This is a genomic window from Candidatus Pantoea deserta (genome assembly GCF_003813865.1).
GTDB lineage: Bacteria > Pseudomonadota > Gammaproteobacteria > Enterobacterales > Enterobacteriaceae > Pantoea > Pantoea deserta.
Map to the genome: position 1 here is coordinate 1 of NZ_RMVG01000020.1, position 21,096 is coordinate 21,096.

Annotated in this window: 15 protein-coding genes and 1 pseudogene; 5 read left to right on the forward strand and 11 right to left on the reverse strand. The window is 52.6% G+C overall.

Annotation, left to right across the window (positions count from 1 at the left end; translation table 11 throughout):
* Window positions 1-1,271 precede the first annotated feature (1,271 nt).
* Window positions 1,272-1,739 carry a hypothetical protein gene (locus BBB56_RS19680; RefSeq protein ID WP_123802620.1) on the forward strand — a complete coding sequence of 156 codons (468 nt, stop codon included), beginning with the start codon at window positions 1,272-1,274 and terminating at the stop codon, window positions 1,737-1,739.
* 106 nt (window positions 1,740-1,845) lie between these two features.
* On the opposite strand, the gene BBB56_RS19685 is transcribed toward BBB56_RS19680, so the two are convergent.
* Complete coding sequence (locus tag BBB56_RS19685; protein WP_123802621.1) at window positions 1,846-3,105, reverse strand: sensor domain-containing diguanylate cyclase; 1,260 nt, start codon at window positions 3,103-3,105, stop codon at window positions 1,846-1,848.
* Between the two features lie 1,104 nt (window positions 3,106-4,209).
* Here BBB56_RS19685 and BBB56_RS19690 point away from each other — a divergent pair.
* Both BBB56_RS19690 and BBB56_RS19695 read left to right on the forward strand, forming a co-directional pair.
* Window positions 4,210-5,418 carry an AAA family ATPase gene (locus tag BBB56_RS19690; protein WP_123802622.1) on the forward strand — a complete coding sequence of 403 codons (1,209 nt, stop codon included), beginning with the start codon at window positions 4,210-4,212 and terminating at the stop codon, window positions 5,416-5,418.
* Window positions 5,415-6,401 carry a ParB/RepB/Spo0J family partition protein gene (locus BBB56_RS19695; protein WP_123802623.1) on the forward strand — a complete coding sequence of 329 codons (987 nt, stop codon included), beginning with the start codon at window positions 5,415-5,417 and terminating at the stop codon, window positions 6,399-6,401. The genes BBB56_RS19690 and BBB56_RS19695 overlap by 4 nt, the downstream gene beginning before the upstream one ends.
* 1,417 nt (window positions 6,402-7,818) lie before the next feature.
* Here the strand turns inward: BBB56_RS19695 and BBB56_RS19700 are convergent.
* Complete coding sequence (locus BBB56_RS19700) at window positions 7,819-8,571, reverse strand: RepB family plasmid replication initiator protein (protein ID WP_505541176.1); 753 nt, start codon at window positions 8,569-8,571, stop codon at window positions 7,819-7,821.
* On the opposite strand from BBB56_RS19700, the gene BBB56_RS24065 reads away from it, so the two are divergent.
* Window positions 8,537-8,806: a hypothetical protein gene (locus BBB56_RS24065; RefSeq protein ID WP_505541177.1), complete on the forward strand. Its 270-nt coding sequence runs from the start codon at window positions 8,537-8,539 to the stop codon at window positions 8,804-8,806. The genes BBB56_RS19700 and BBB56_RS24065 overlap by 35 nt on opposite strands.
* Before the next feature lie 991 nt (window positions 8,807-9,797).
* Here BBB56_RS24065 and BBB56_RS19705 read toward each other — a convergent pair.
* From BBB56_RS19705 to BBB56_RS19745, 9 genes are all read right to left on the reverse strand, one after another.
* The gene (locus BBB56_RS19705; RefSeq protein ID WP_123802624.1) at window positions 9,798-11,084 is read right to left on the reverse strand and encodes an MmgE/PrpD family protein; all 1,287 of its coding nucleotides are present in this window, start codon (window positions 11,082-11,084) and stop codon (window positions 9,798-9,800) included.
* On the reverse strand, window positions 11,081-12,004 hold the full coding sequence (locus BBB56_RS19710) for a serine hydrolase domain-containing protein (protein WP_123802625.1): 924 nt from the start codon (window positions 12,002-12,004) through the stop codon (window positions 11,081-11,083). The genes BBB56_RS19705 and BBB56_RS19710 overlap by 4 nt, the downstream gene beginning before the upstream one ends.
* Before the next feature lie 2 nt (window positions 12,005-12,006).
* On the reverse strand, window positions 12,007-12,771 hold the full coding sequence (locus BBB56_RS19715; RefSeq protein WP_123802626.1) for an ABC transporter ATP-binding protein: 765 nt from the start codon (window positions 12,769-12,771) through the stop codon (window positions 12,007-12,009).
* Entirely contained in the window at window positions 12,768-13,634 is an 867-nt protein-coding gene (locus tag BBB56_RS19720) for an ABC transporter ATP-binding protein (RefSeq protein ID WP_123802627.1), read from the reverse strand. Before BBB56_RS19720 ends, BBB56_RS19715 begins: the two co-directional genes overlap by 4 nt.
* A complete protein-coding gene (locus tag BBB56_RS19725) occupies window positions 13,627-14,562 on the reverse strand; it encodes an ABC transporter permease (protein WP_123802628.1) in 936 nt (311 codons plus the stop codon). Before BBB56_RS19725 ends, BBB56_RS19720 begins: the two co-directional genes overlap by 8 nt.
* Window positions 14,559-15,629, reverse strand: a complete 1,071-nt coding sequence (locus BBB56_RS19730; protein WP_123802629.1) for an ABC transporter permease — start codon at window positions 15,627-15,629, stop codon at window positions 14,559-14,561. The genes BBB56_RS19725 and BBB56_RS19730 overlap by 4 nt, the downstream gene beginning before the upstream one ends.
* Window positions 15,630-15,641: 12 nt before the next feature.
* Window positions 15,642-17,234, reverse strand: a complete 1,593-nt coding sequence (locus BBB56_RS19735) for an ABC transporter substrate-binding protein (protein WP_123802630.1) — start codon at window positions 17,232-17,234, stop codon at window positions 15,642-15,644.
* Window positions 17,235-17,251: 17 nt separating this feature from the next.
* Window positions 17,252-18,679, reverse strand: a complete 1,428-nt coding sequence (locus BBB56_RS19740) for an amidohydrolase (RefSeq protein WP_123802631.1) — start codon at window positions 18,677-18,679, stop codon at window positions 17,252-17,254.
* A 133-nt stretch (window positions 18,680-18,812) separates the two neighbouring features.
* Window positions 18,813-19,727 carry a LysR family transcriptional regulator gene (locus BBB56_RS19745; protein WP_123802632.1) on the reverse strand — a complete coding sequence of 305 codons (915 nt, stop codon included), beginning with the start codon at window positions 19,725-19,727 and terminating at the stop codon, window positions 18,813-18,815.
* 611 nt (window positions 19,728-20,338) lie between these two features.
* On the opposite strand from BBB56_RS19745, the pseudogene BBB56_RS23835 reads away from it, so the two are divergent.
* Window positions 20,339-20,665 (forward strand): annotated as a pseudogene (locus BBB56_RS23835) (site-specific integrase); the annotation flags it as partial.
* Window positions 20,666-21,096 lie beyond the last annotated feature (431 nt).

Genomic DNA, 21,096 nt, shown 5'->3' on the forward strand with positions numbered 1-21,096 from the left:
CACAGTACGATGCAGCAGCAACGGCGGCTGAGCGGCAGCGAAACGGCGTTGCTCCTCAGAGCGTCGGCGGTTTCTGGCCGTCGCGGTTCGCGCCAGCCGGTGGGCTGGCTGCAGCCCCTGCCCTGCCGTGTATGTGTCTGGCCCGGGTTTTATACGGTACTGCCGGCAACTGTTCAGCCGGCAGCCTCTCGTCGCACGCGCGCCGGGCAAATACAGATGAGAATGAGAAAGGCGGGTTGAAAGGGTTTTAAGACATACTCCTTATGCGACAGCTCCCTGAAAATGAACATTAATCATACAAAACAGGCTTCGCTTAAAAACTCTGCAATGGTCTTTTCAGACGAGCGCCAGCACGCTTTGCCTTCAGCCCTCAGACTCCAGCCACTAGGCCCGGAACACGTCGCGCGGTCCGGTGAAGCTTACCGGCTCAGCCGGTTCGCTGAATGGTGCTGACGACCCGATCAGGGGAGCCGAAGGGGCGATCTTATCCACACCTTCCCTGCACATTCCGCGCATAAAGCTGTGGATAAACTTCTGCTGCCCTTTCCCGATGGTGCCTGCAAACAAATGGTTAATTTATGAGCTGTCGTTTCGCTGTTAATCTTTAAAAATCAATGGCTGTATTTTTTCGCGACGGTGAAGAGCAAGCGACTTCTTGCGCGGATCAGGAAGCCAGCAAATAATGCTGCAAATACACACAGCCCTTGACAGGGATTTTTGCTATGTTTAACGCCTTTGAGTTGATGCACCCGGCGGCCCTTCCCTGTCATGGAACATCAACTCGGAAGCCTGCTTGTTCGCGTGAAGGGTCTGACAGGCATTGTCAAAGTCATCGTGCTCATAAAACACTCCTTAATAACAGCCCTCTGTGAACCGGCTTACGCCGTGCCGATACGTCAGCCCGACGCACACAACGGGCGTTAGTTGTACGATAACGACGTGATAAATGAGCTGACGAACGACGGGAAAATTATGCACTGTGAGCAGAAGAAACCGGTGCAGCGTAGCGACGCAGCGCACCTTTGCATTCGCAGCGGTCGAGCTAAATTAGCGGCACGGCGTAAGATGCAGACCGCACTGTTCAACACTTTAAAACCTATAGGAGCATGAAGGCATCGCCACATCAGCCAAACCTGCGACTTTCTTTAAGAACCAGGGGATAAATATTTATTCCTTAAACCAGCGACGCCTGTTGTATTGAAATAAGGATAATCACATGTAATAAGTGATGTTGCCCGTATCTAGTGTGGAAGCGGTTAGAAGGAGGTGTTATGAAAGACTCTGCTCCTGAACAAAAAGCAGCAGCCGTTAAGGCGGTGCTTAAACATTTTCCTGACTGGTCTGAAGCCACGAAACAGCATCTCAGAAACATTCGCGATGCGGGATGGGCTGGCAGCTATGATGCTACACTTTGCCTGACTTATCCTGCCACTAAGGTAAACATACAGTTACAGGTAGCGTCTCCCGGAAATAATATATTTAAAGGGCAGGCAGTTAATACGCTGAACCAGCCCCTGAACGATCCGGGAGGAACAGGTACACTTTTTTATGATGATTTTGATGAATTACTGACTGAGGGCACTGACGTCTATATCTATCCCAACGCTGACGATGGTCCCTCATCGCAGTTTTTAGTCATTATATTCTGCGACTCTAGCTCTCTGTATGGCCTTTTTACTTATAGTGACATCCAGTCGCTGGAAGGTAATGCTGTCGGTGGCACCGGTGTCTGGAGTTAATGCAATACGGCTGACGGCAGCCGTATCTTACAAAGGACGACTGGCATGATGAGCGCTTAGTATTTTGATTAATTACAGATAAAGTTAACACGCGAAGCAGGCTATTTTAATCATGCAACGACCGGCCGGCAGGCTTGAAAAACCGATAGGATCCGTCACGTTTTACTTTCGCCTCGTACATCGCTTTATCGGCATTTTCAAATAACGTTTTGGCCGAAGCCTCCTCGAACCTTGCGAGACTGATTCCAACAGCTGCCCCGATCTCTACTTCCATGCCGTTAACAGAAAATGGCGCTTGTAAACTGTTTATGATGCGCTGGGCGATTGCTGAAGCCACCTCGCGATTTTTGCACTTCGCTGCTACGACAAACTCGTCTCCACCCAGACGTGCCACTGAGTCACCCGGGCGCATACAAAATTTTAAACGTGCGCTTACCTGCTGCAGTAAGACATCTCCTGCCGCGTGCCCCATCGAATCATTGACCGCTTTAAATCCATTCAGATCGATAAACATGACGGTCGTGTATGCCTGATCCTCGCCTTGCGCGATCAGGCTGCTGACCCGGTCGTGGATCCACGCGCGATTAGGTAAACCAGTCAGCGTGTCGCGGGTTGCCAGGATCTCAAGCTTGTGCAACCTTTCCTTTTCAAGAGTAATGTCGCGCGAAACCAGTACTGCACCGATATTGTTGCCTGTTGAAGGGTCGCTGACGCCGCAGGTTTTGGTGCCAAGAGTAATGTAATGGCCATCGCGATGGAGTTTACGCACTTCGACTACGTCCGGAAGCACACCTCCGTTAAAAATATGTCCCAGCGCCTCCATGGCTGGTGTACGGTCTTCAGGATGCAAAAAATCCACGACTAAACGGCCAATCACTTCATCAGCTGACCAGCCTATCATTTCACTGTAAGAAGGTGAGATCGAAACGTATCTACCCCCAGCATCGCAATGAGCGATCAAGTCAGTACTGTTTTCTATCAACAAGCGATATTCCGCCGCCGTGCGCAGGGCATCTTCAAGCGCTTTGCGCTGTTCTGTTACGTCGAAAATAAAGCCGTTGTATTGCAGACGAGAAGCAGTCGGTTGGCAATTCGGTAGTCCTGACAAAACCACCCGCCGCGTTGTACCGTCCAGACAATTTACAGGCACTTCGATATGAAAAGGTTCTACAAAATCCAGCGCCGCAGTCAGTTGCTGTGCAATCCTGGCATCATCATCAACCTGTGCGAACTTCAGCCATTCGCCTAATGTTATGCCTTTCAGGGCGGGGACCAGGCCCGCAGGGCTTTCCTGACTGTCAATGCAGATACCTCGATCGTCCGTCGACCAAACAGCAGAGAAGGGTGGTTCAATCGCGGGATTCATGTGGTTCGGCTCCGGTATTCGCTGACGATACAAAACTAGCTTGATGGTATTTCTTGCTGGCTCTTCAAACGCCACAATTATTGCTGCTACGTGCTGAAATAATTTTAGTCATGCTGATGTTTGTCATAACTGATGGTCACTAATACAGTTTATCTGGCAGCCGTTTCTGCGGGCGATTTAACGTCTGGTAATGAATAACCGACCAGACATCCATATTCAAAACGAGAAAATTAATCTCTGATTATCGGCTGATAAGCTCAGGATCTTTAATAAACCCTGTATCCTCCAAAGGCTGTTGAACCTACTGCTGTCACTTCATTCTTAGCGAGTCGATAAAGAATTACTTTTGTATTCTCAGGGTCGGGATGTCTCACGTTACTTGCAGGTAACGAGTGCATGCCATCGCCACCCTATAAATCTGGATGAGATTCACCAGCCGGGCTCCCTAAGCCTGAAACTTAACAGCCACTCTGGCTGTATAAGCACACCTGTCACCTGATAGCCAGCGCGACTACGCAGGTAGATATACAGCGCTAGCAAAGTTGCACTTTTTCATCGTAACGACAGAAGACAAAGAAGATGAAAATATCAACGCTATCAGCGTCTTCACTTCTGCCACGCTTGATGATACTGAGGAACCTATCTGAATAGGTGAGATGTAAACGCAACAGACTAATGAGCAGTAAGGAGAGTTTGGACAATCAACAGCTGCATTGAGATTAATCGTCTGATGCAAGAACTGGCATAGAACGACAGTTTTGTGAGTCTGCTTACTCCTTATAGCAACAAGCTTTTCGCTAAAAACCATGGGAATTTCAACCTGAAATTTACCTAAAAAATGCTTAAAAATCAAAAGATTGATCATGAAATTTGGATGGGTATTCTATGTCATTTCATGCCTGAATTGAGCTTAAGGCAGAATGCTAATCTTTTTACTTAACCGTAGAGAATTTAGCCATTATTACTCAACCCCAGCATGCCTCTACTTCGTTATACGTTCAATATATTCTGCCCCGTACAACTTTTTGGTGATTTCACATAAAAAGTTGCACACTGCATTTTAGTCTGTACACTGAGTTCAAAATTTGCCAACGGAGCGGAGAGATGAAAAGTAATTACGGCGGAGTAGATGAAACGGCACGCAGGGCAAACGCCATGCTCCGAAGTATGAGCGACGATATTACTGACAGGCGAAACGAGTACGGCCTTGACCAGTACTATCAGACTTTTACCCGCAACTCTGTAGCAAATTTGCCAAAGCTCAGCCGTCGTGCCGTTGAGCAGGCGATTGAAGAGATGGAATCGAAAGGGCATGTTTTTGGCAAAAAGGATGCCGGTAACGCAAAGCACTACGCGCTGACCATTCAGGATGTGGTCGATATTTATGCCCATCGTAAAGTCCCTAAATACCGAGACATACATGCAGGTGAGGGCCCCTTCGTTATATTTGTAGTCAATTTGAAGGGTGGGGTGTCCAAAACGGTCAGTACCGTCACGCTGGCGCATGGTCTGCGCGTCCATCCCGATTTACTACAGTACGACTTGCGCACACTTGTGATTGACCTCGATCCGCAGGCTTCCAGCACCATGTTTCTGAATCATGCTAACAGCATTGGCTCAATAATGGAGACGGCGGCGCAGGCGATGCTTAACGATCTGGATGCTGACCAGATTAAAGAAGACATCATCAAGCCCACAATTATCCCTGGCGTGGATGTAATGCCCGCTTCCATTGACGATGGCTTTATTGCCAGCCAGTGGAACAATCTGGTGAATGAGCATCTGCCTGGTGTGCTTCCCTCTGAAGTGCTTCGCCGTAACATCATCGATCGGGTTGGAAAAGACTACGATTTTATCTTTATCGATACCGGTCCTCACCTGGACGCGTTCATGTTGAACGCCATCGCTGCGAGCGATTTACTGCTTACACCAACGCCTCCAGCCCAGGTAGACTTTCATTCGACGCTTAAATACCTGACGCGCTTGCCGGAAATGCTTGAACAGCTCGAAGAAGAGGGCATCAATCCACGCATCAAGGGCAACATCGGCTTTATGTCAAAAATGACGTCCAAACGCGATCACGAGATGACGCATGGGCTGGCCCGGGATGTGTTTACCTCCTATATCCTTGATGCTTCTCTGCCGCGGCTTGACGGGTTTGAGCGCTGTGGGGAAAGTTTCGACACTATCGTAAGTGCCGACCCGGGCTCTTATCCAGGAAGTGCGGAGGCGCTTAAAAACGCGAAGCGTGAGGCAGAAAGGTTTACACAGGCCGTGTTCAAACGGATTGAGTTTGTGAGGAGTATCAAGTGAAAAAAGAAATGGTTAGGCTAGGCCGCCAGCTGGGTAATTCAAGCTTTTCAAAAATGCTCAGTGAAACCGAAGGCGAGCGCGTATTTACCCTGAGGTCAGGCACACAGGCACGCTTTATCCTGACTAAAATTTTGCATGATGATATTGAGGCGCAGACGTTTGTTGATGCTGCCGTCAACGGGCGTGACCAGTCGTTCCTGACGCCGGAATCTGTCAGTGACATTTCGCGAACAATCAAGCTTCAGCAGTTTTTTCCGGCGATTGGCCGTGAAGTAGATGGGCGCATTGAAATTCTGGATGGTTCACGACGTCGCGCGGCATGTATTTTTAACGGCACGCCTTTTGAAGTTTTGATAACTAAAGATGAGCTGACACTTGCTGATGCCCGACAGCTGGCAGCCGATATTCAGACAGCCAGAGAACATACGCTGCGTGAGCTTGGTAAGCGCCTTAAGTTGATGTACCCGGAAGATATGAACCAGTCAGATATTGCCGCTGCAGAAGGTCTCTCGGCGGCAAAAGTCACGCGCGCGTTTCAGGCGGCATCGGTACCGGATGAGATGATCTCCGTCTTTCCTGCTGTAAGCGAACTTTCAATCACCGATTACCAGACACTGCTCGATATAGCGGATAAAGCGCAGGCAAAGAATATCAGTATTGAGGCTCTTACCTCTGCAGTGCGTGAGCGTCTGGTTGATGAAGTTGTCTCGACTTCGGATGACCCGACGGTTAAAGCAAAGATTATCAGCTATTTTCGTGCAGAAAGTGCCGATAGCAAAGCTACACGAGGTGCTAAACAGATCCTGACCGAGAAGATGGCAGACTTTGCGGATAAGAAGCAGTTTGCTCGTAAGAAGATTAATCCAGAGAAGCGCCTGATTACGTATGAATTTTCTCGCTTGCCAGCTACCTACCAGGCAGAACTGGATACGGCAGTCAGAGCTGTTCTGGAACGTATGCAAGCAGACGAAGCGAAAAAGTAATCATGCAGGATTAGGATGTCTTAATCAGACCATGATTGTTGCAACCTGACGTCATGGTTTTTCTTCTAGGTTAAGTATATAAGGTTCCCATCAAAAAAACTTTTTAACCTACTGTTTTTAAAATACAATCAGATTAAATTTCACGTTGAAATTCCCAGAAAAATCAGCTCAAAAGTGTATGAACACCCTTGTATAAGGTCGTTACATTTCTGGCTTTATCACTGTTATTCATAATAGAAAGCCGCACTGTTTGTTCAAAGCCCCTGTGCTCCTTAATTACAGAGCAAAAGCAATCGTTTGCCAACTTTTGATTCGTTCCTGAAAACCCTGACTATCTTAAAAATCATATATTTGTTAAGAATTGCAATGCCTGTGAATTTTACTCAGATCTGTTTAGGGCTGGATGCAACGAAAGAGAAGGCAATCAACTATTCATGTAGCGTAGAGGAGGGGGAGGCGAGGTAAAGCAGAGCGCTAAGTTCAGTATCAAACCTTAACGTCCCTGATTTCTGTCCGGATGTTTTAACCTGGCACCAGACTAAATTCGCTCCCAGGTTCTCCTTTCTGATTACAGTGGATGTCACAATAGAGAGTTTCCACAAAAAGAAGAAAGAAAAAAGACGGATAAGACAGGCTTTTAACTGGTTCACAAGCCCGGGATTATCTATTAAAACCTATCTACTATGATGAGCAGGCTGCTTCAGCTTGAACTGACAACATTTTTTTTCGCTTCCTTTCCAGACCAGATTCATCACTTTTACCAGCATTCTTGTGTCAGCAATGCTGGATAAAACCAGTCATTTACTGCATTAACGTGCCTGAACTTCTTCTTGAAAGCGCCTGAATTAAATTACAGTTAAACAGGCAGGAGCATAAGCTGTAGTGAGTAAAATACTCTCTATAGCTTATATTACTCACTACAGCTTATGCTATAAACTGTAGTGAGTATGCGCTCATTTATGCGACAAACATAAGCTGTGGTGAGTAACTGCTTTACAGGCTTTCCAGCATTTAAAGAGCTTAAATAACGAAGAAAACGTCATCTGGATGGCGTGCATTTTTTGGAAGGACATTAGGTCAGTAAAGGAGTGCTCTGACAACTAAAGGCGAAGCATCGTTTTTTATGATAACAGAGAAGCCATAACATAAGCTGTAGTGAGTAGCTTACTCACTACAGCTTATGTCAGCATTATAATGAACGGTATAATGACAAGAAAGCATCATCATTAACTTGATGATTATCATACATAAAAAAGATGATGCTGAATAAATGGTGGCAGCTACTCGTTTTATCTGTTTCTTACGGTAGTGCTGCTTCTCATACATTTACTCGCCGGAGACTATATAAGCTGTAGTGAGTAAAGTTTCCGTTTAATGTGCAAAAAAAAGAGAAAAATCAACCGCAAGGTCATTATACTCACTTGTTTTTAAACAGCTTTTCTAAATCTTCCATGGTGATACCCAACTTTTCAAGCACCTGAAGTTTTTTAGCAAGCTCAGGATCGCTATCGACAGGCACAGGCGCCGTGACCGGAATGATTTCTTCGCTTTCATTTTTAGGCGCTTTGAGCTTTGGCCTGCGATAATGCACATTGAAGAAGACAGCCCGACCTCGCTGCACTTCGCTGTAATCAAGGTAACCAATTTCCTTTAGCTGCTCCATCGCCCTGCGTACAGTTTGATTCTGAGAAAACACAGGCGATTTCAGGTTCAGCCTTGCGCGTAGTCGTGCAAGGGAGATGGGCGCAGGATTTTTAGGAAGGCTTTCGATAAAGGTGTAAATCGCCTGCGCGGATTCGCGACGCTTCAAAACATTAATCGCTTTAAGCTGCAAAAGGACTTTACGATCAAACTGATACAGTTCGAATAACCGCGGATCGGCCTGCAGTATCACAATATCCTTTGCCGTGTCGTAGTAGGCAGATTGCACAAGGTGCGTCACATACTCCTTGGTATGCTCTTTACTGTTGGCTGTAAAAGAGATGACCGTACCTGCAATTCGCTTCAGAGAGGGGCTTATACGCTCTCTGAGCTTCTTTGAGGACCGGTTTGAGGGAATACCGCAGAGTTTGGCAAATTCAACAAAGGGAAGCTGAACTTTATCTCCAATGACTTTGTGCTTGGCAAAAGAATGGATGATGCCTACCCATGTTTTGAAATCATTATCCATGTCCAGGCGAGGACCGACGATTTCAACTTTATCAAAACCTTCCGCCTTTGCCAGAGAAAGTCGGGTAAGTTCTTCCGTCGCATCCGTTTTTGACAGGGTATCTTTTTTACTGTTTTTCAGAGACTTAAGCGTAGGTACAAATACACCCAACCGCATAAGCGCCACAGGCTGGACAGTATTGTTAGCGTTCGGAGTGAGCGTAACCAGTTCACCTGACGACTTATCGACTTCCTGAAAAAGGGTATCAAGATCTATGCTTTCGTTTTCCAAACTGGCTCCGGATCTTAATCATGGGTATTGCAAGCCGCTAATTTTATTGGTTAAACGTTTTCATTAGCCAGAAGGGGGACAAAAGTTTTGATGCTCCCCGAGTCCGGGCTGACCTGTGGATCATTCGTGAATGATCCTGGCTACGTTAATGAAAAGGTCATTAGCGATATGAATTTTAAAGATAAAAATTATCCACATGAGAACGAATAATTCTGTGACTGAACTCACTATAGCTTATCTCCTTTGCTAATCATAGCTTATAATCTCCCATCCATAGCTTATGCAAAGCTCCCTATAGCTTATATCTTACTTATCACAGCTTATGGGATCACCCTTTGAGCCCAGAGCTGGTGCGGGCTGCGAGGATCGGGGATCTCTTTTGGATCTAATAGGGATCTGATAAGGATCGTATTGTTGGGATCTAACCTGTGGATAATTAAATTAACTACAGTGCAGTTATGCTCATTCATAATGGCTTCACCATAAACCTGCCGGGAACTTGCTCTTGAAGTCGTTGCTGCCAGCGTGGCTGTAATAGCGTACAAACCTTTTTCACCTGATGCAGCGATACTGGGCGTGTACCCTAAACGCCGTTTCAATGGCGAATATCCTGAAGCTAAGTCATATCCTTGATAATTTGCAGACAGGAAGATCCTGTCGTCTTCACAATCGCATAGATTGGATGAGTCAGGTACCCCAGAGGCAGGGAACAGGGCTAATATCACCAGCTCAAGCTGTCAGCCGCGTAGAATGTTGGGCGCAGTGTTACGTAGCACGAAGAAAAATCAGATGATTAGTCTTTAAAATTTCCGGTCAGCACACAAACAGCAACGTACGCCGACTGGCTTTTTACCTCAAAGAAAAGTTACACAGAGGTTCGTTTTTGCGTCGGCCATCATTCTTAGAGGTGAAAGAGCAACGTAAGTCATGAGGTATGCAGTCATCAATATCGCTCCTTAAATCATCAGCTGACGTAGAAATTCAATATCCGCCTGTTGCTCCAGCGCCATCAACGTTTGATAAAGATCGGCATTCCCCGGCATATCGGCGCAACAGTCACGAAATTTTGCCTGGCGTTCCTGTTCACTGAAGGGCTCATCAAGTGTGCCGCGAGCGCGCAGGCGGGAGTGCACAATTTCACGGCCATCTTTGAGACGCAGCGTCAGGATATGCGGCAGGTCGACATTTTCTGCCTCCTGGGCGACTGTCCATGGTGACAACGTGATCGATGCCAGTTGTGCTGCCTTGGTTTGCTGCTGCACAGCCTCGGCGGTAAAGTCGCTGACGCTTAGCGCGCCCTTTTTTAGCATTACCGCCACGCAATATTGCATAGAAAAACGCGCCTGCATCTCATCCTGCGGCTGCGTGTAGGCAAGGTTGCGCCAGTTGGCAATACCTACCTGACAATGCACGCTTTCGATATCCTCCGCCCGTAGTCCTTGCTGCTGCTGAATATCGGCAATAGCATCGAGAATACGATGTGTCGAGCCGCAGCAGGGATGCTTCTTCGGCATCATGCCGATGCGCTCGATCACATGCCCATTCGTGTCGGGCAACGAAGGCTGACTGAGCGTACCGGCATAAAGTTCGGCAAAACCCTGTGCGCACTCAATGATATCCATCCGGCCCTGCATTCCGGTTTGCGCCAGCGTAGCGGCATCAACCGCATTACGCGCTGCCATTCCGGCATGAAAGGGTTTAAGCGGCGTGCCAAACTGTCCCTTCACGCCGCTGGCGAGACTGACCGCGATGCTTAGCGTGCGTGCAATGCCCACCGCATCCTGTCCCTGCAAAGCGGCAACACCCGCCGCGCTGCCAATGCAGCCTATCGTTGATGTGCCGTGCCAACCCGCGGTGTAATGCTGATAGCCGATCGCTTCCCCAATAAATGCCTGTGCCTGCAGGCCAATCAGGTAGGCGCGAACCAGCGCTGCGCCATCTCTGTTTTCCGCAACCGCCAGCAACGCCGGGACCAGCACTGCTGATGCATGGCTCATGCCTGGGCCGAAGTTATCATCGAAATCTATAGCGTGCGCCGCAGTAGCATTGAGCAGGGCGTTTTGAGCACAACTGCGGGGCTGCTCTGCCCACGCGGAGAGCACCGACCGGGTGGAAAAGTCATTGCGCCCAGCAACCATGCAACCAAGCGTATCGGCGATAGCCTCACATGCCAGCTTGCGCGCTCGAACAGAAAAAACTGGCGGTGCGGCACACCAGTGTGCCAGCGTTTCAATCAGCGTCATAATTTCACCTCGATCTCGAGTGCGGTTAACAGAGTGTGTAGCAGAGTGCCAGACTGGAAGCGGTTCACTTCCTGCCCCGGAAGCCGGGTGTCAACGCGGTGCACAATCACCAGATCCTGCCCGGGCATGACCAGACAAAAATGTCCACCCGCGCCACGCGCAGAGTAGCTCCCCGCAGGTAAAATTACCTCCGGCCAGGCAATGCCATCGCGCGTTACCCACCACATGTAGCCATATGCGCCGCGATCCCCCGCATGGGAAACCGGCAGCGTGCTGGTGCGTGTCCAGTGCGCGGGAATAACCTGCTGGTCGTTCCAGCGCCCCTGTCGCAGAAACAGCTGGCCGAAGCGCAGCAAATCGCGGCTGGAAAGGGTAAAGGGATACGCCGGATGGTCAGAGACGTCGCCCGATTCCAGCCAGCTATCCCGATCGACACGATAATCCTGCATGCCTGTTGGGGCGGCGATGCGATGCGCAAAGGCCTGGTTGATCGCTTCGCCGGTTAGCTGGCGGAAGGCGCTGCCGAGCACATTAAAATCCCAGTTGCTGTAGCACCAGTTTTCGCCCGGCGCATGTAAATCACGCGGCGGCTTAATGCGTTGCATCCAGGCGGTTTCATAGTTGGCGGGATGAGAGATGCCCGATCTCGCAGTTAGCAGATCGTAAAGCGTGGCCTGCTTTTCTCGGGCACTCAGCGATTCGCGATCGTCGATGCCCAGCATGTGCAGCGTCAGGGAGAGATCGAAGCGGCCTTCCGCCACCGCGCAGCCAATCAGGGCGCTGAGAAAACTTTTGCGCATCGAATGACAGGGGTAGCGCTGTGTCACGTCGCCGTAGCTAAACAGCGTCTTGTTGCCACGCACCACCAGCAGCACTGCGCTGGCCTGCTGTTTAAGCTGATTTTCCAGTTGAGTAAACATCGTTACGCCTCGCTTGCGGCCAGAAACGTACGGGTATATGTCTCACATGCTCGCCCCTGGCGCACGCTATCGGCGCTCAGCTCTTCGAGCAATTTGCCGTGATGCATGATGCCGATGCGGCTGCACAGATGTGTTACCACGGCTAAATCGTGCGTTACCATCAGGTACGTCAGGTCGCGCTGACGGCGCATGGTACTCAGCAGATTAAGGATCTCTGCCTGCACTGACACATCCAGCGCCGAGGTGGGCTCATCCAGCAGCAGTATCGACGGTTCAAGGATCAGCGCTCGCGCAATTGCCACGCGCTGACGCTGCCCGCCTGAAAGCTGATGCGGATAGCGGTAGCGAAATGCATCAGAAAGGCCCACTGCATAAAGCACGTCGCGGATACGTGACTCATGGCGATCAAAACCCTGTAACTTCAGCGGCTCGCGCAGGCTGGTCCACACCATTTTGCGTGGATGCAGCGAGGCCCAGGGATCCTGAAAGACCATCTGTACCTGGCGGTAAAACGACTTATCACGCTGCGGCGGCTGCTCACGATTGTTAAACAAAATATGTCCCTGATAGTCGTGATTGAGTCCGGCCAGAGCGCGCAGGATGGTCGATTTACCACAGCCAGATTCACCAATCAGCCCGTACGATTCGCCCTGCGCCAGCGTCAGGTTGACGCCGTCAACGACCTGACGGCCCTGTGCGCCGCTGCCGAATGCGATGCTGACATTCACCATTTCAATGCTGCGTTTTGCGGCTGGAATAACAGTCATAACGCCACTCCATGACGAAAACAGGGACCATTCAACCAGCTGGCGTCACGCGTCGGTACGCGTAGCGTATCCAGCGGCTGGTGCAGGCGCGGCTGACTGGCCAGCAGCGCCTGCGTATAGGGATGCTGTGCCTGTTCGAGCCGATCGGCGCGGATCTCTTCAACGATGCGTCCGGCATACATCACCAGTACGCGGTCGCAAAAGCGCGACACCAGATTGAGGTCGTGGCTGATAAACAGCAGCCCGGTTTGTCGCCGCGCCAGCTGTTCGTTGAGAATGGCCAGCACCTGCTGTCGCACCGTGACATCAAGAGCCGAGGTCGGTTCGTCAGCGATAATCAAATCCGGTTCCGGGATCAGCATCATGGCAATCATCACGCGCTGGCCCATGCCGCCGGAAATCTCATGCGGATAAAGCCGTATCACTTTCTCCACGTCACGAATGTGCACCGCTTCCAGCATTTCCCTTGCTCGCTCGCAGGCTTCGCCTTTACTGGCGCGCCGGTGCAGACGAAAAGCTTCTGCGACCTGATCGCCAATGCGCATCAGCGGATTCAGCGAGTAGCGTGGGTCCTGCAAAATCATTGAGATGCGGTTTCCGCGGATCTGGCGCATCTGCTTCTCGCTGCTGTTGAGCAGATCGATATCACCAAACTGCATCAGGCTGGCACTGACGCGACCGATTTTCGGCGTCAGCTTCAGCAGCGCACGGCAGGTTTGCGATTTGCCGGAGCCGGACTCACCCACAATCGCCACTTTTTCGCGGCCAACCTGAAAGCTGACGTCGCGCACCGCCGGATAGTCACCCTGCGCGCTGCGAAACACGATATTGAGATTTTTTACCTGTAGCAGGGCGTTATTCATGGCGGATATCCATAACGTCGCGCAGGCCATCACCCAGGAGATTGAAGGCCAGACTGGTGAACAGAATCGCTAAACCGGGAATAGCCGCAATCCAGCCGTTGTTCAGCATGAATTCGCGCCCGGAAGCCAGCATGGCGCCCCATTCCGGGCTGGGTGCCTGCGCGCCCAGGCCCAAAAAGCCGAGCCCGGCGGCGGTCAGGATAATCGCCGCCATATTCAGCGTGACGCGCACCACCACAGATGGCAGACACACAGGGACGATATGGCGCACGATGATGTGCCACGCTGACGCGCCCTGTAGGCGCACCGCCGCAATATAATCCATTTTACGGATACCTAAGGTTTCAGCGCGCGCGAGGCGGGCAATAGGCGGCCACGACGACAGGGAAATGGCAATAATGGCGTTGTCGATGCCCGGACCAAGCGCGGCGACAAAGGCCAGCGCCAGGATCAGGCTGGGGAAGGCGAGAAAGATATCGACCAGTCGCATCAGCAAGGTATCGACCCAGCCGCCGAGATAGCCGGCGGCCGTGCCCACCAGCAGGCCGATCGGCGTGATGATCAGCGCAGTTAAGCCGGCAATGTAGAGAGTGATGCGCGCGCCATGCAGCAGGCGACTGAAGATATCGCGTCCCAGCTCATCGGTACCCAGCCAGTGTTCGGCTGTGGGTGGCTGCAGGCGCAGCGCAAGATTCTGCGCAAAAATATCGTGGTTCGCCAGCCAGGGTGCGAACAGTGCGGCACAGGCGATGACCAGCAGCACCAGCAGGCCAAACAGGGCCGAAAGGTTGGCGCAAAAGCGTCGCCACTGGATCCACAGGAGCTGCATCTGGGCCTGAAAAGGCGACTGCGGGGCGGGATCGCGCAGCCAGGCACGTATGCCGCGCAAAGTCTTACTCGCCGGCAATTTGTTAACGGAATCAGTCATGCTCCCTCCTGACGAGTACGTGGGTCAAACAGGCGATAGAGCAGGTCGCACAACAGGTTAATCGCCACAAAGATGGCGCCAGTCAGCAGCGTGCAGCCCACCACCGCATTCATATCACCCGCCAGTAAGGCGTTGGTGAGATAACGGCCGAAGCCGGGCCAGGCGAATACCGTTTCAGTCAGGACCGCACCTTCCAGCAGAAACGCCCAGGAAAGCGCGACGACGGTGAGCGTCGGAACGGCAATATTGCGAAGCGCATGTATCCAGACACAGCGCGCCCACGACAGCCCTTTAACGCGAGCGGTGATGATGTACTCCTGAGAAAGCTGTTCCAGCATGAAGCTGCGCGTCATGCGGCTGATGTAGGCAAGGGCGCTGAGACCCAGAATCGATGCGGGTAAAATGAGGTGGCTGAATACATTGCGGAATACCGCCCATTTGCCGCTCAGCGCGCTGTCGATCAGCCAAAAGCCCGTGACCGGTTGCAGATCGAATTCATAAAGGAAGTCGATGCGGCCCGGTCCGCCCGTCCAGCCCAGCGTGGCGTAAAAGAGCAGCAGGCCCATCAATCCCAGCCAGAAATGAGGAGTGGAGTAACTGAGTAAACCGACAAAACGGATCAGGTGATCAAACCAGGTATTGCGGTACATCGCCGCCAGCACGCCCGCCGGAATGCCTAAACCCACGCCGATCACTGCCGCTACCGTCGCCAGCTCCAGCGTGGCGGGAAAGACGCGCGCGATATCCTGCGCCACCGGATGGCTGGTGGTCAGCGCCATCCCGAAATCGAGATGCAGCAGCTGCCAGATGTAATCGATAAACTGTTGCCACAGCGGCTGATCAAGCCCAAGCTGGTGGAACATGTTGTCGTAGGCTTCCTGACTGGCGTTGTCGCCAATAATGGCCACCACCGGATCGATGGGCAGTAAACGGCCGATAAAGAAGGTCAGGGCGGACAGACCAAGCAGCGTACAGACAACAGACAGCGTTCCGCGTGCGAGGCGTCTGAGCAGACGCCAGCTGGCTGAGGGGGTATTAGGTGCTAAGGGTAACGTTACTTGTGACATCAGCCACCTCCGTTATTTACTTGCGGCACCGTACCAGACGCGAAAACCGTTCCAGGTCCAGTTTTTTACCTGTGGACTGATACCGGCGCTGTTGTACATCTGAAACATGATGGCCATCGGCCCCTGCTGCATCTGCTCTTTCTGCAGATCGGCATACAGCGCGCTGCGCCTGGCGTCATCCGGCTCCAGCAGCGCGGTTTCTACCTTCTGGTTCATCTGCGAATCAAAATAGGCGGCGCGCCAGCTCGGATATTGCGTGGCGCGGGCCTCCTTGCGGTTATCCGGGTTGTAGACCAGGCGGGAGGCGTTGCCGTAGGCATCCGGCACCGAGGTTTGCCACGCCATCATCGCGCTGCGAAATTCCCGACCGCGAACGCGGCTAAATAGCTGCGCATTCGCCATGCGTTCCAGACTGAGCGTTACGCCAACTTTGGCCGCGTTCTGCTGCACGCTTTGCGCAATCGGCGCGGAGTGAGGCAGTGTGCCAAAAAGCACCGTCGTACTGAAACCGTCGGGGTAACCGGCTTCGGTCAGCAGCTGTTTTGCTTTCGCTAAATCAAGCTGGAAGGGCTGGCCCTCTTTGGCATCCAGCGCACCAAAGGCACCTTGTTGCACAAAGCTGGCTCGCGGCACGCCAAGGTACGGCATCACGCTTTTTGCCAGGCCGTCGTAATCGATCAGGTAGCGCATGGCGAGGCGGACTTTAGGGTTTTTGAATACCGGGTCTTCGTTGTTAAAGGTCCAGAAGAACAGCTGTGGCTTTAACACCTTCTCCACCTTGACCTGACTGCCCTCATCCAGCGTTTTTAGATCGTCAGCGGAGAGATCGCGCGCAATGTCGACGTCGCCCTGCGTCACCAGCAGACGCTGCGTGCCGGTTTCCGCGACGTGACGTATCAGGATGCGCTTTAACACCGGCGCTTTGCCCCAGTAATGAGGCGAGGCTTGCAATACAACGCCTTCGCCGGCATTCCAGCGTGCCAGCTGATAGGGTCCGACGCAGGCGGTGTGCGTGGAAAGATATTTGTGGCCAAGGTCGCCGTCTACCGCCTGCTTTTCAACCTCCTTGCGATTAATCAGCGACGAGACGTTGTTGGCCGCAATTGCCTGGAGTACCAGACTGGTCGGATACGCTTTGTCAAAGCTCATCACTAACGTTTTGTCATCCGGCGCGGTAATACGGCTCTCTACATTGTCTTTGTCGAAGCCATACTCTTTGATTGCTGCCGCATTGCCATAGCTGAGCTTCACGACGCGCTGCATTGACCATGCCAGATCGCCTGCCGTCGCCGGAGAACCGTCGGCGAACGTCAGATTGTCCTGCAGGTGAAAGGTCAGGGTTTTACGATCGGCAGAAATATCCCAGCTTTTCGCCAGCGCCGGATCGAGCTGGGTTTCATCGCTGACGCGAAAGTCAACCAGCGTGTCGCAGATATTGGAGTAGATCTCACTGGTTACCACTTCACCGATCTGTGCCGGATCCCAGGTACTGATGGCGTCGATGTTCCAGGCCATTACCAGCGAATCGGGCGGCGTAGCGGCCTGCGAAGAGGCGCAGCAGGTGGCTGCCAGCCCCAGAGCGGCAGTCATAATGTTTAATTTCATGCATCTCTCCTGAGGCGTTAAAGAGCATCCGGACGGGGTTGAACGGGCGGTTTTACGTCGGCCGGAATCGGGCAGTGGTAAGGTTTCTCGCTCACCTGCTCGAAGTGCGCTTTTTTCATCTGCGCCATCAGCATCTTGTCGGTCAGCACGTCGATCGCGGTTGCCGCCATCACTTTGGCGACATGCGCGAGGCCTTTGTGCGCCGCCGGCATTTTTCCCTGCGCGGTAAGCTGCCATGAGTGGCCGGGCGTACCGATCGCCATGGTGGGAATGTGCGCCTGCACGGTAGGGATCACCCAGCTGACATCGCCGACATCAGTGGAGCCGATCATGACTTCACCGTGCATATCGAGCGGTATGATGTAGTCGCTAAGGGGTTTAGGACTGGCGGGTTTTACGCCAGTTTTACGATAGCAATTGTCGATCTCTTCCGGCGTCAGTGTTGCCTGAATCTCAGCGGCAAAAGCGAGGTCAGCCTGATCGAACGGCACCGGTCCGAGTGCTTCCAGGTTGCGCTGCATCGCCTCTTCAAGCGGACGATTGCCGAGCAGGTTGGAAACCGCGCTCATTATGCTGATATCAACCTGGGTGTCGGTCATGATTGCCGCGCCTTGCGCCACGCGTTTCACGCGCTCGTTGAGTTCAAACATGGCGTGTACGTCGCGTGCGCGTATGGCATAGCGCACCGTGGATTTTGCCTGTACGACGTTCGGGGCGACGCCGCCTGCATCGAGGAAGGCATAATGAATACGTGAATCCTGCGGCACATGTTCACGCAAAAACTGCACGCCGACGTTCATCAATTCAGCAGCATCCAGCGCGCTGCGTCCAAGGTGCGGTGACGCCGCAGCGTGCGATGAACGGCCGCGAAAGGCAAAATCCATACGCGTGTTGGCGAGCGACAGCGGCTTCGCCACTTCATGGTGGGCGCTCGGATGCCAGGTGATGGCCGCATCGACGCCATTAAAGGCACCAGCACGTGCCATAAAGGATTTGGCCGCGCCGCCTTCTTCTGCCGGACAGCCGTAGTAACGCACGCGGCCCGGCATCCCGGTCTCCTCGAGCCATGATTTGAGCGCGGTGGCAGCCAGCATCGCCGCTGAACCCAACAGATTATGCCCGCAGCCGTGGCCGTGGCCGTTGCCTGGCAGAGGAGAGTAGTGCGCCACGCCCGCCGCCTGACTCAGGCCCGGTAAGGCATCATATTCGCCGAGAAAAGCAATGATCGGTCCGTCTTCACCCGCTTCGCCCATCACTGCCGTCGGGATATCCGCGACATTTTCCGTGACGCGAAAACCCTGCTGTTGCAGCATGGACGTGTGCTCGGCGACTGAACGGTATTCGGTATAGCAAATCTCCGGCATTCCCCACACGCGATCGCTCAGCGCACAAAACATTGCTTGATGCGCTTCAACCCACTTCCAGACTAACGCTTTGTTTTCCATTTTACTCCCCGGCTTGGTTGGTCAGGATTCGGCAGGCGATTTCGCCTTTCTGAACGCCCAGCATGGAGTAAATCATCGGCTAAAGGCCAATGAGCAATTCACACTCCCCATTCCAAAACGGCATAGTTTGTTTTCAGGCGGCGCTGGCTGTTTCACTGGCCAAAATACGCTGCCATAGCTGTTCGGCCTGAGGATTTTGCAGGATCGGCTGACGATAGAGGCGAATCGCCAGCGATATATCCCAGCGACGCTCATCGGCGCGCACCAGCGTGCCGTTAAGTAGCTCTTCCTGCACCAGGCTGACCGGCAGCCAGGCGACGCCGCCGCCCGCCAGCACCATCGCTTTAAGGTTTACCGACATGCCGTTTTCGTAAACCGTCTCAAGCGGCAGGGGACGTTTCCTGAGCATTTGCGCCAGTGCGTGAGCGAAAAAGGTGTGCTGACCGTAACTCAGCCATGGAATCGGGCCACCATTAAGGCATACCGGATAGAGCGGAGCACCGCTGCTGTCCGGGCGACACACCGCGATGGCGCGTTCTTGTCCAAGCTGGATCATGGGATAGGACGCAAGTTGATCAATCAGCGACACGGCATCGTGTGCATAAGTGAGCAGAAAGTCAGTTTCGCCGCTGTGCAGCGTAGAAATGTGTTCGGCGAAGCTGGGTTTTTGGTTGCACAGTCGGATATAACCCAGACTGGACTGCAGGTTGAGTCGCTGGATCCAGTCGGGGAAAAAAGTCAGCGAAAGGGTATTCAACATGGCAAATCGTAGCACTGCGGTGCGGGAGCTGTAATGCTGATTCAGGTCGTGGCGCAAATGCTTCATGGAAAATACCGTTTCGCTGGCGATGGCGAGAAAAGTTTGTCCTTCCGGCGTCAGCGTGACGGGATACGTTTTGCGATCAAACAGCGGCACGCCCAGCCACTCTTCCAGCTGGCGAATCCGGCGGCTCAGTGCCGACTGAGTAATGTGACGCTCATCGGCGGCGCGGGTAAAGCTGTAACAACGGGCAACACTGAGAAAATCTTCAAACCATTTCAACTCCATAGCACAGACCTCTTTGGATGAAAGGGAAAACGACGTCAGCGGTGGGATACCTTTTGTTACAGGCAAGAAACGCGCCAGGCCTGACTGAGGAAGGAAGGGCTCAACGGCGGGGTTTAGCGAACAGATAAATAACAAAACGCATAATATAGAGCAGGAACTGCACCTGCTGGGTGCAAGGATTAGCCGCCGGTATAAACACCACCCTATAACGTAGCGCCAGCTGGATACCTGGCTCTGTGACAGCAAAATTCCCAGTAGCGGTGGAGAATTATCGTTTCGCCATCTAAGTACAAATCTAAAACCGGTCTGTCAGTGAATTAGCCCATAAAAAGTTGTGTAGTTGAGCAGGCGAAGCCTGGTGCGCTTAACCAGGTAAGGTTTAAAACAATTATACCAAAGGGGCGGATCGGGGACGCTGGCCTTGTGCAAAGCGGCCTGGCGGGATTTTGCGGGAAAAAAGGATCCTTTATGGGGTTTGTATAACCCTCTGTATTGCGAGTAAAACCAAATTCCAGATCCTTTCTGTGCGATTTATTGACTGGCTCCCGCCGCCCCGGTGCGGGAAAATAGCCGGATAAATGCCCAGACAACGCTACGTGAAAAAATCCCCCATGGTCAGCACTCTTTCCCTTCAGAATTCACCAGAGCGCCTCACCGCGCTCGCCTTCTCCCGGGCGCGGATTTTGCGATCTCGGTGGCGCTGCAGCGTATGGCTACCGCGAACGGGGCCACATCCCTCTATTCACTGGCACCCGAGGCCAACGCGCTGCTGCGCTACATGCCCGATCGGCGTCATTACTTTTTGTTCAGCACCCTCTGGAACACCGGGTCGCGCATCGTGGAGGCGTGCAGCCTGCCCCCCCGAATCGTTTGTGCTTGATGGGCCAAGGCCGTTCGTGCGCATGCTGTCGGAAAAGGTCAGAAGCCGGCGCGGGCGCACCGGTCATCTGCTTCGCCTGCGCTTTCTCTCTCCGGGACGCTGTCTCCCTGTCTTTTCTCTGCTTCCTGTTGTGCTGCAGCTGCTTCTTTATTTCCCTTTCCATAAAGGTCAAAAGCATGAACAGTACGATGATCTCCTCCGGCTCCCTGACGCTGCCGGCTTGTCAGCCCTGGTGCGCTAACCGGCAGAGCCGGTAAGCTCCGGCGGTTAGCGTGGCGTTCCGGGCCTGCCGGCCTGGGTCTGATGACAGCGGCAAGGTCACCCCTGCAGCGGGCTTACTGGTCACGAAAACTGTGGTGCTCAACAAAAAGAAATAACCTCAGAAATGTCCGCTTCCGGCGCGAAGCTGCTGGCGAGCAGGCATCGCGATTGCTGTGCTGAAAGAGGATGAAGTGGATATCCCCTTTAGCCTCAAAACAGGCGCCGACG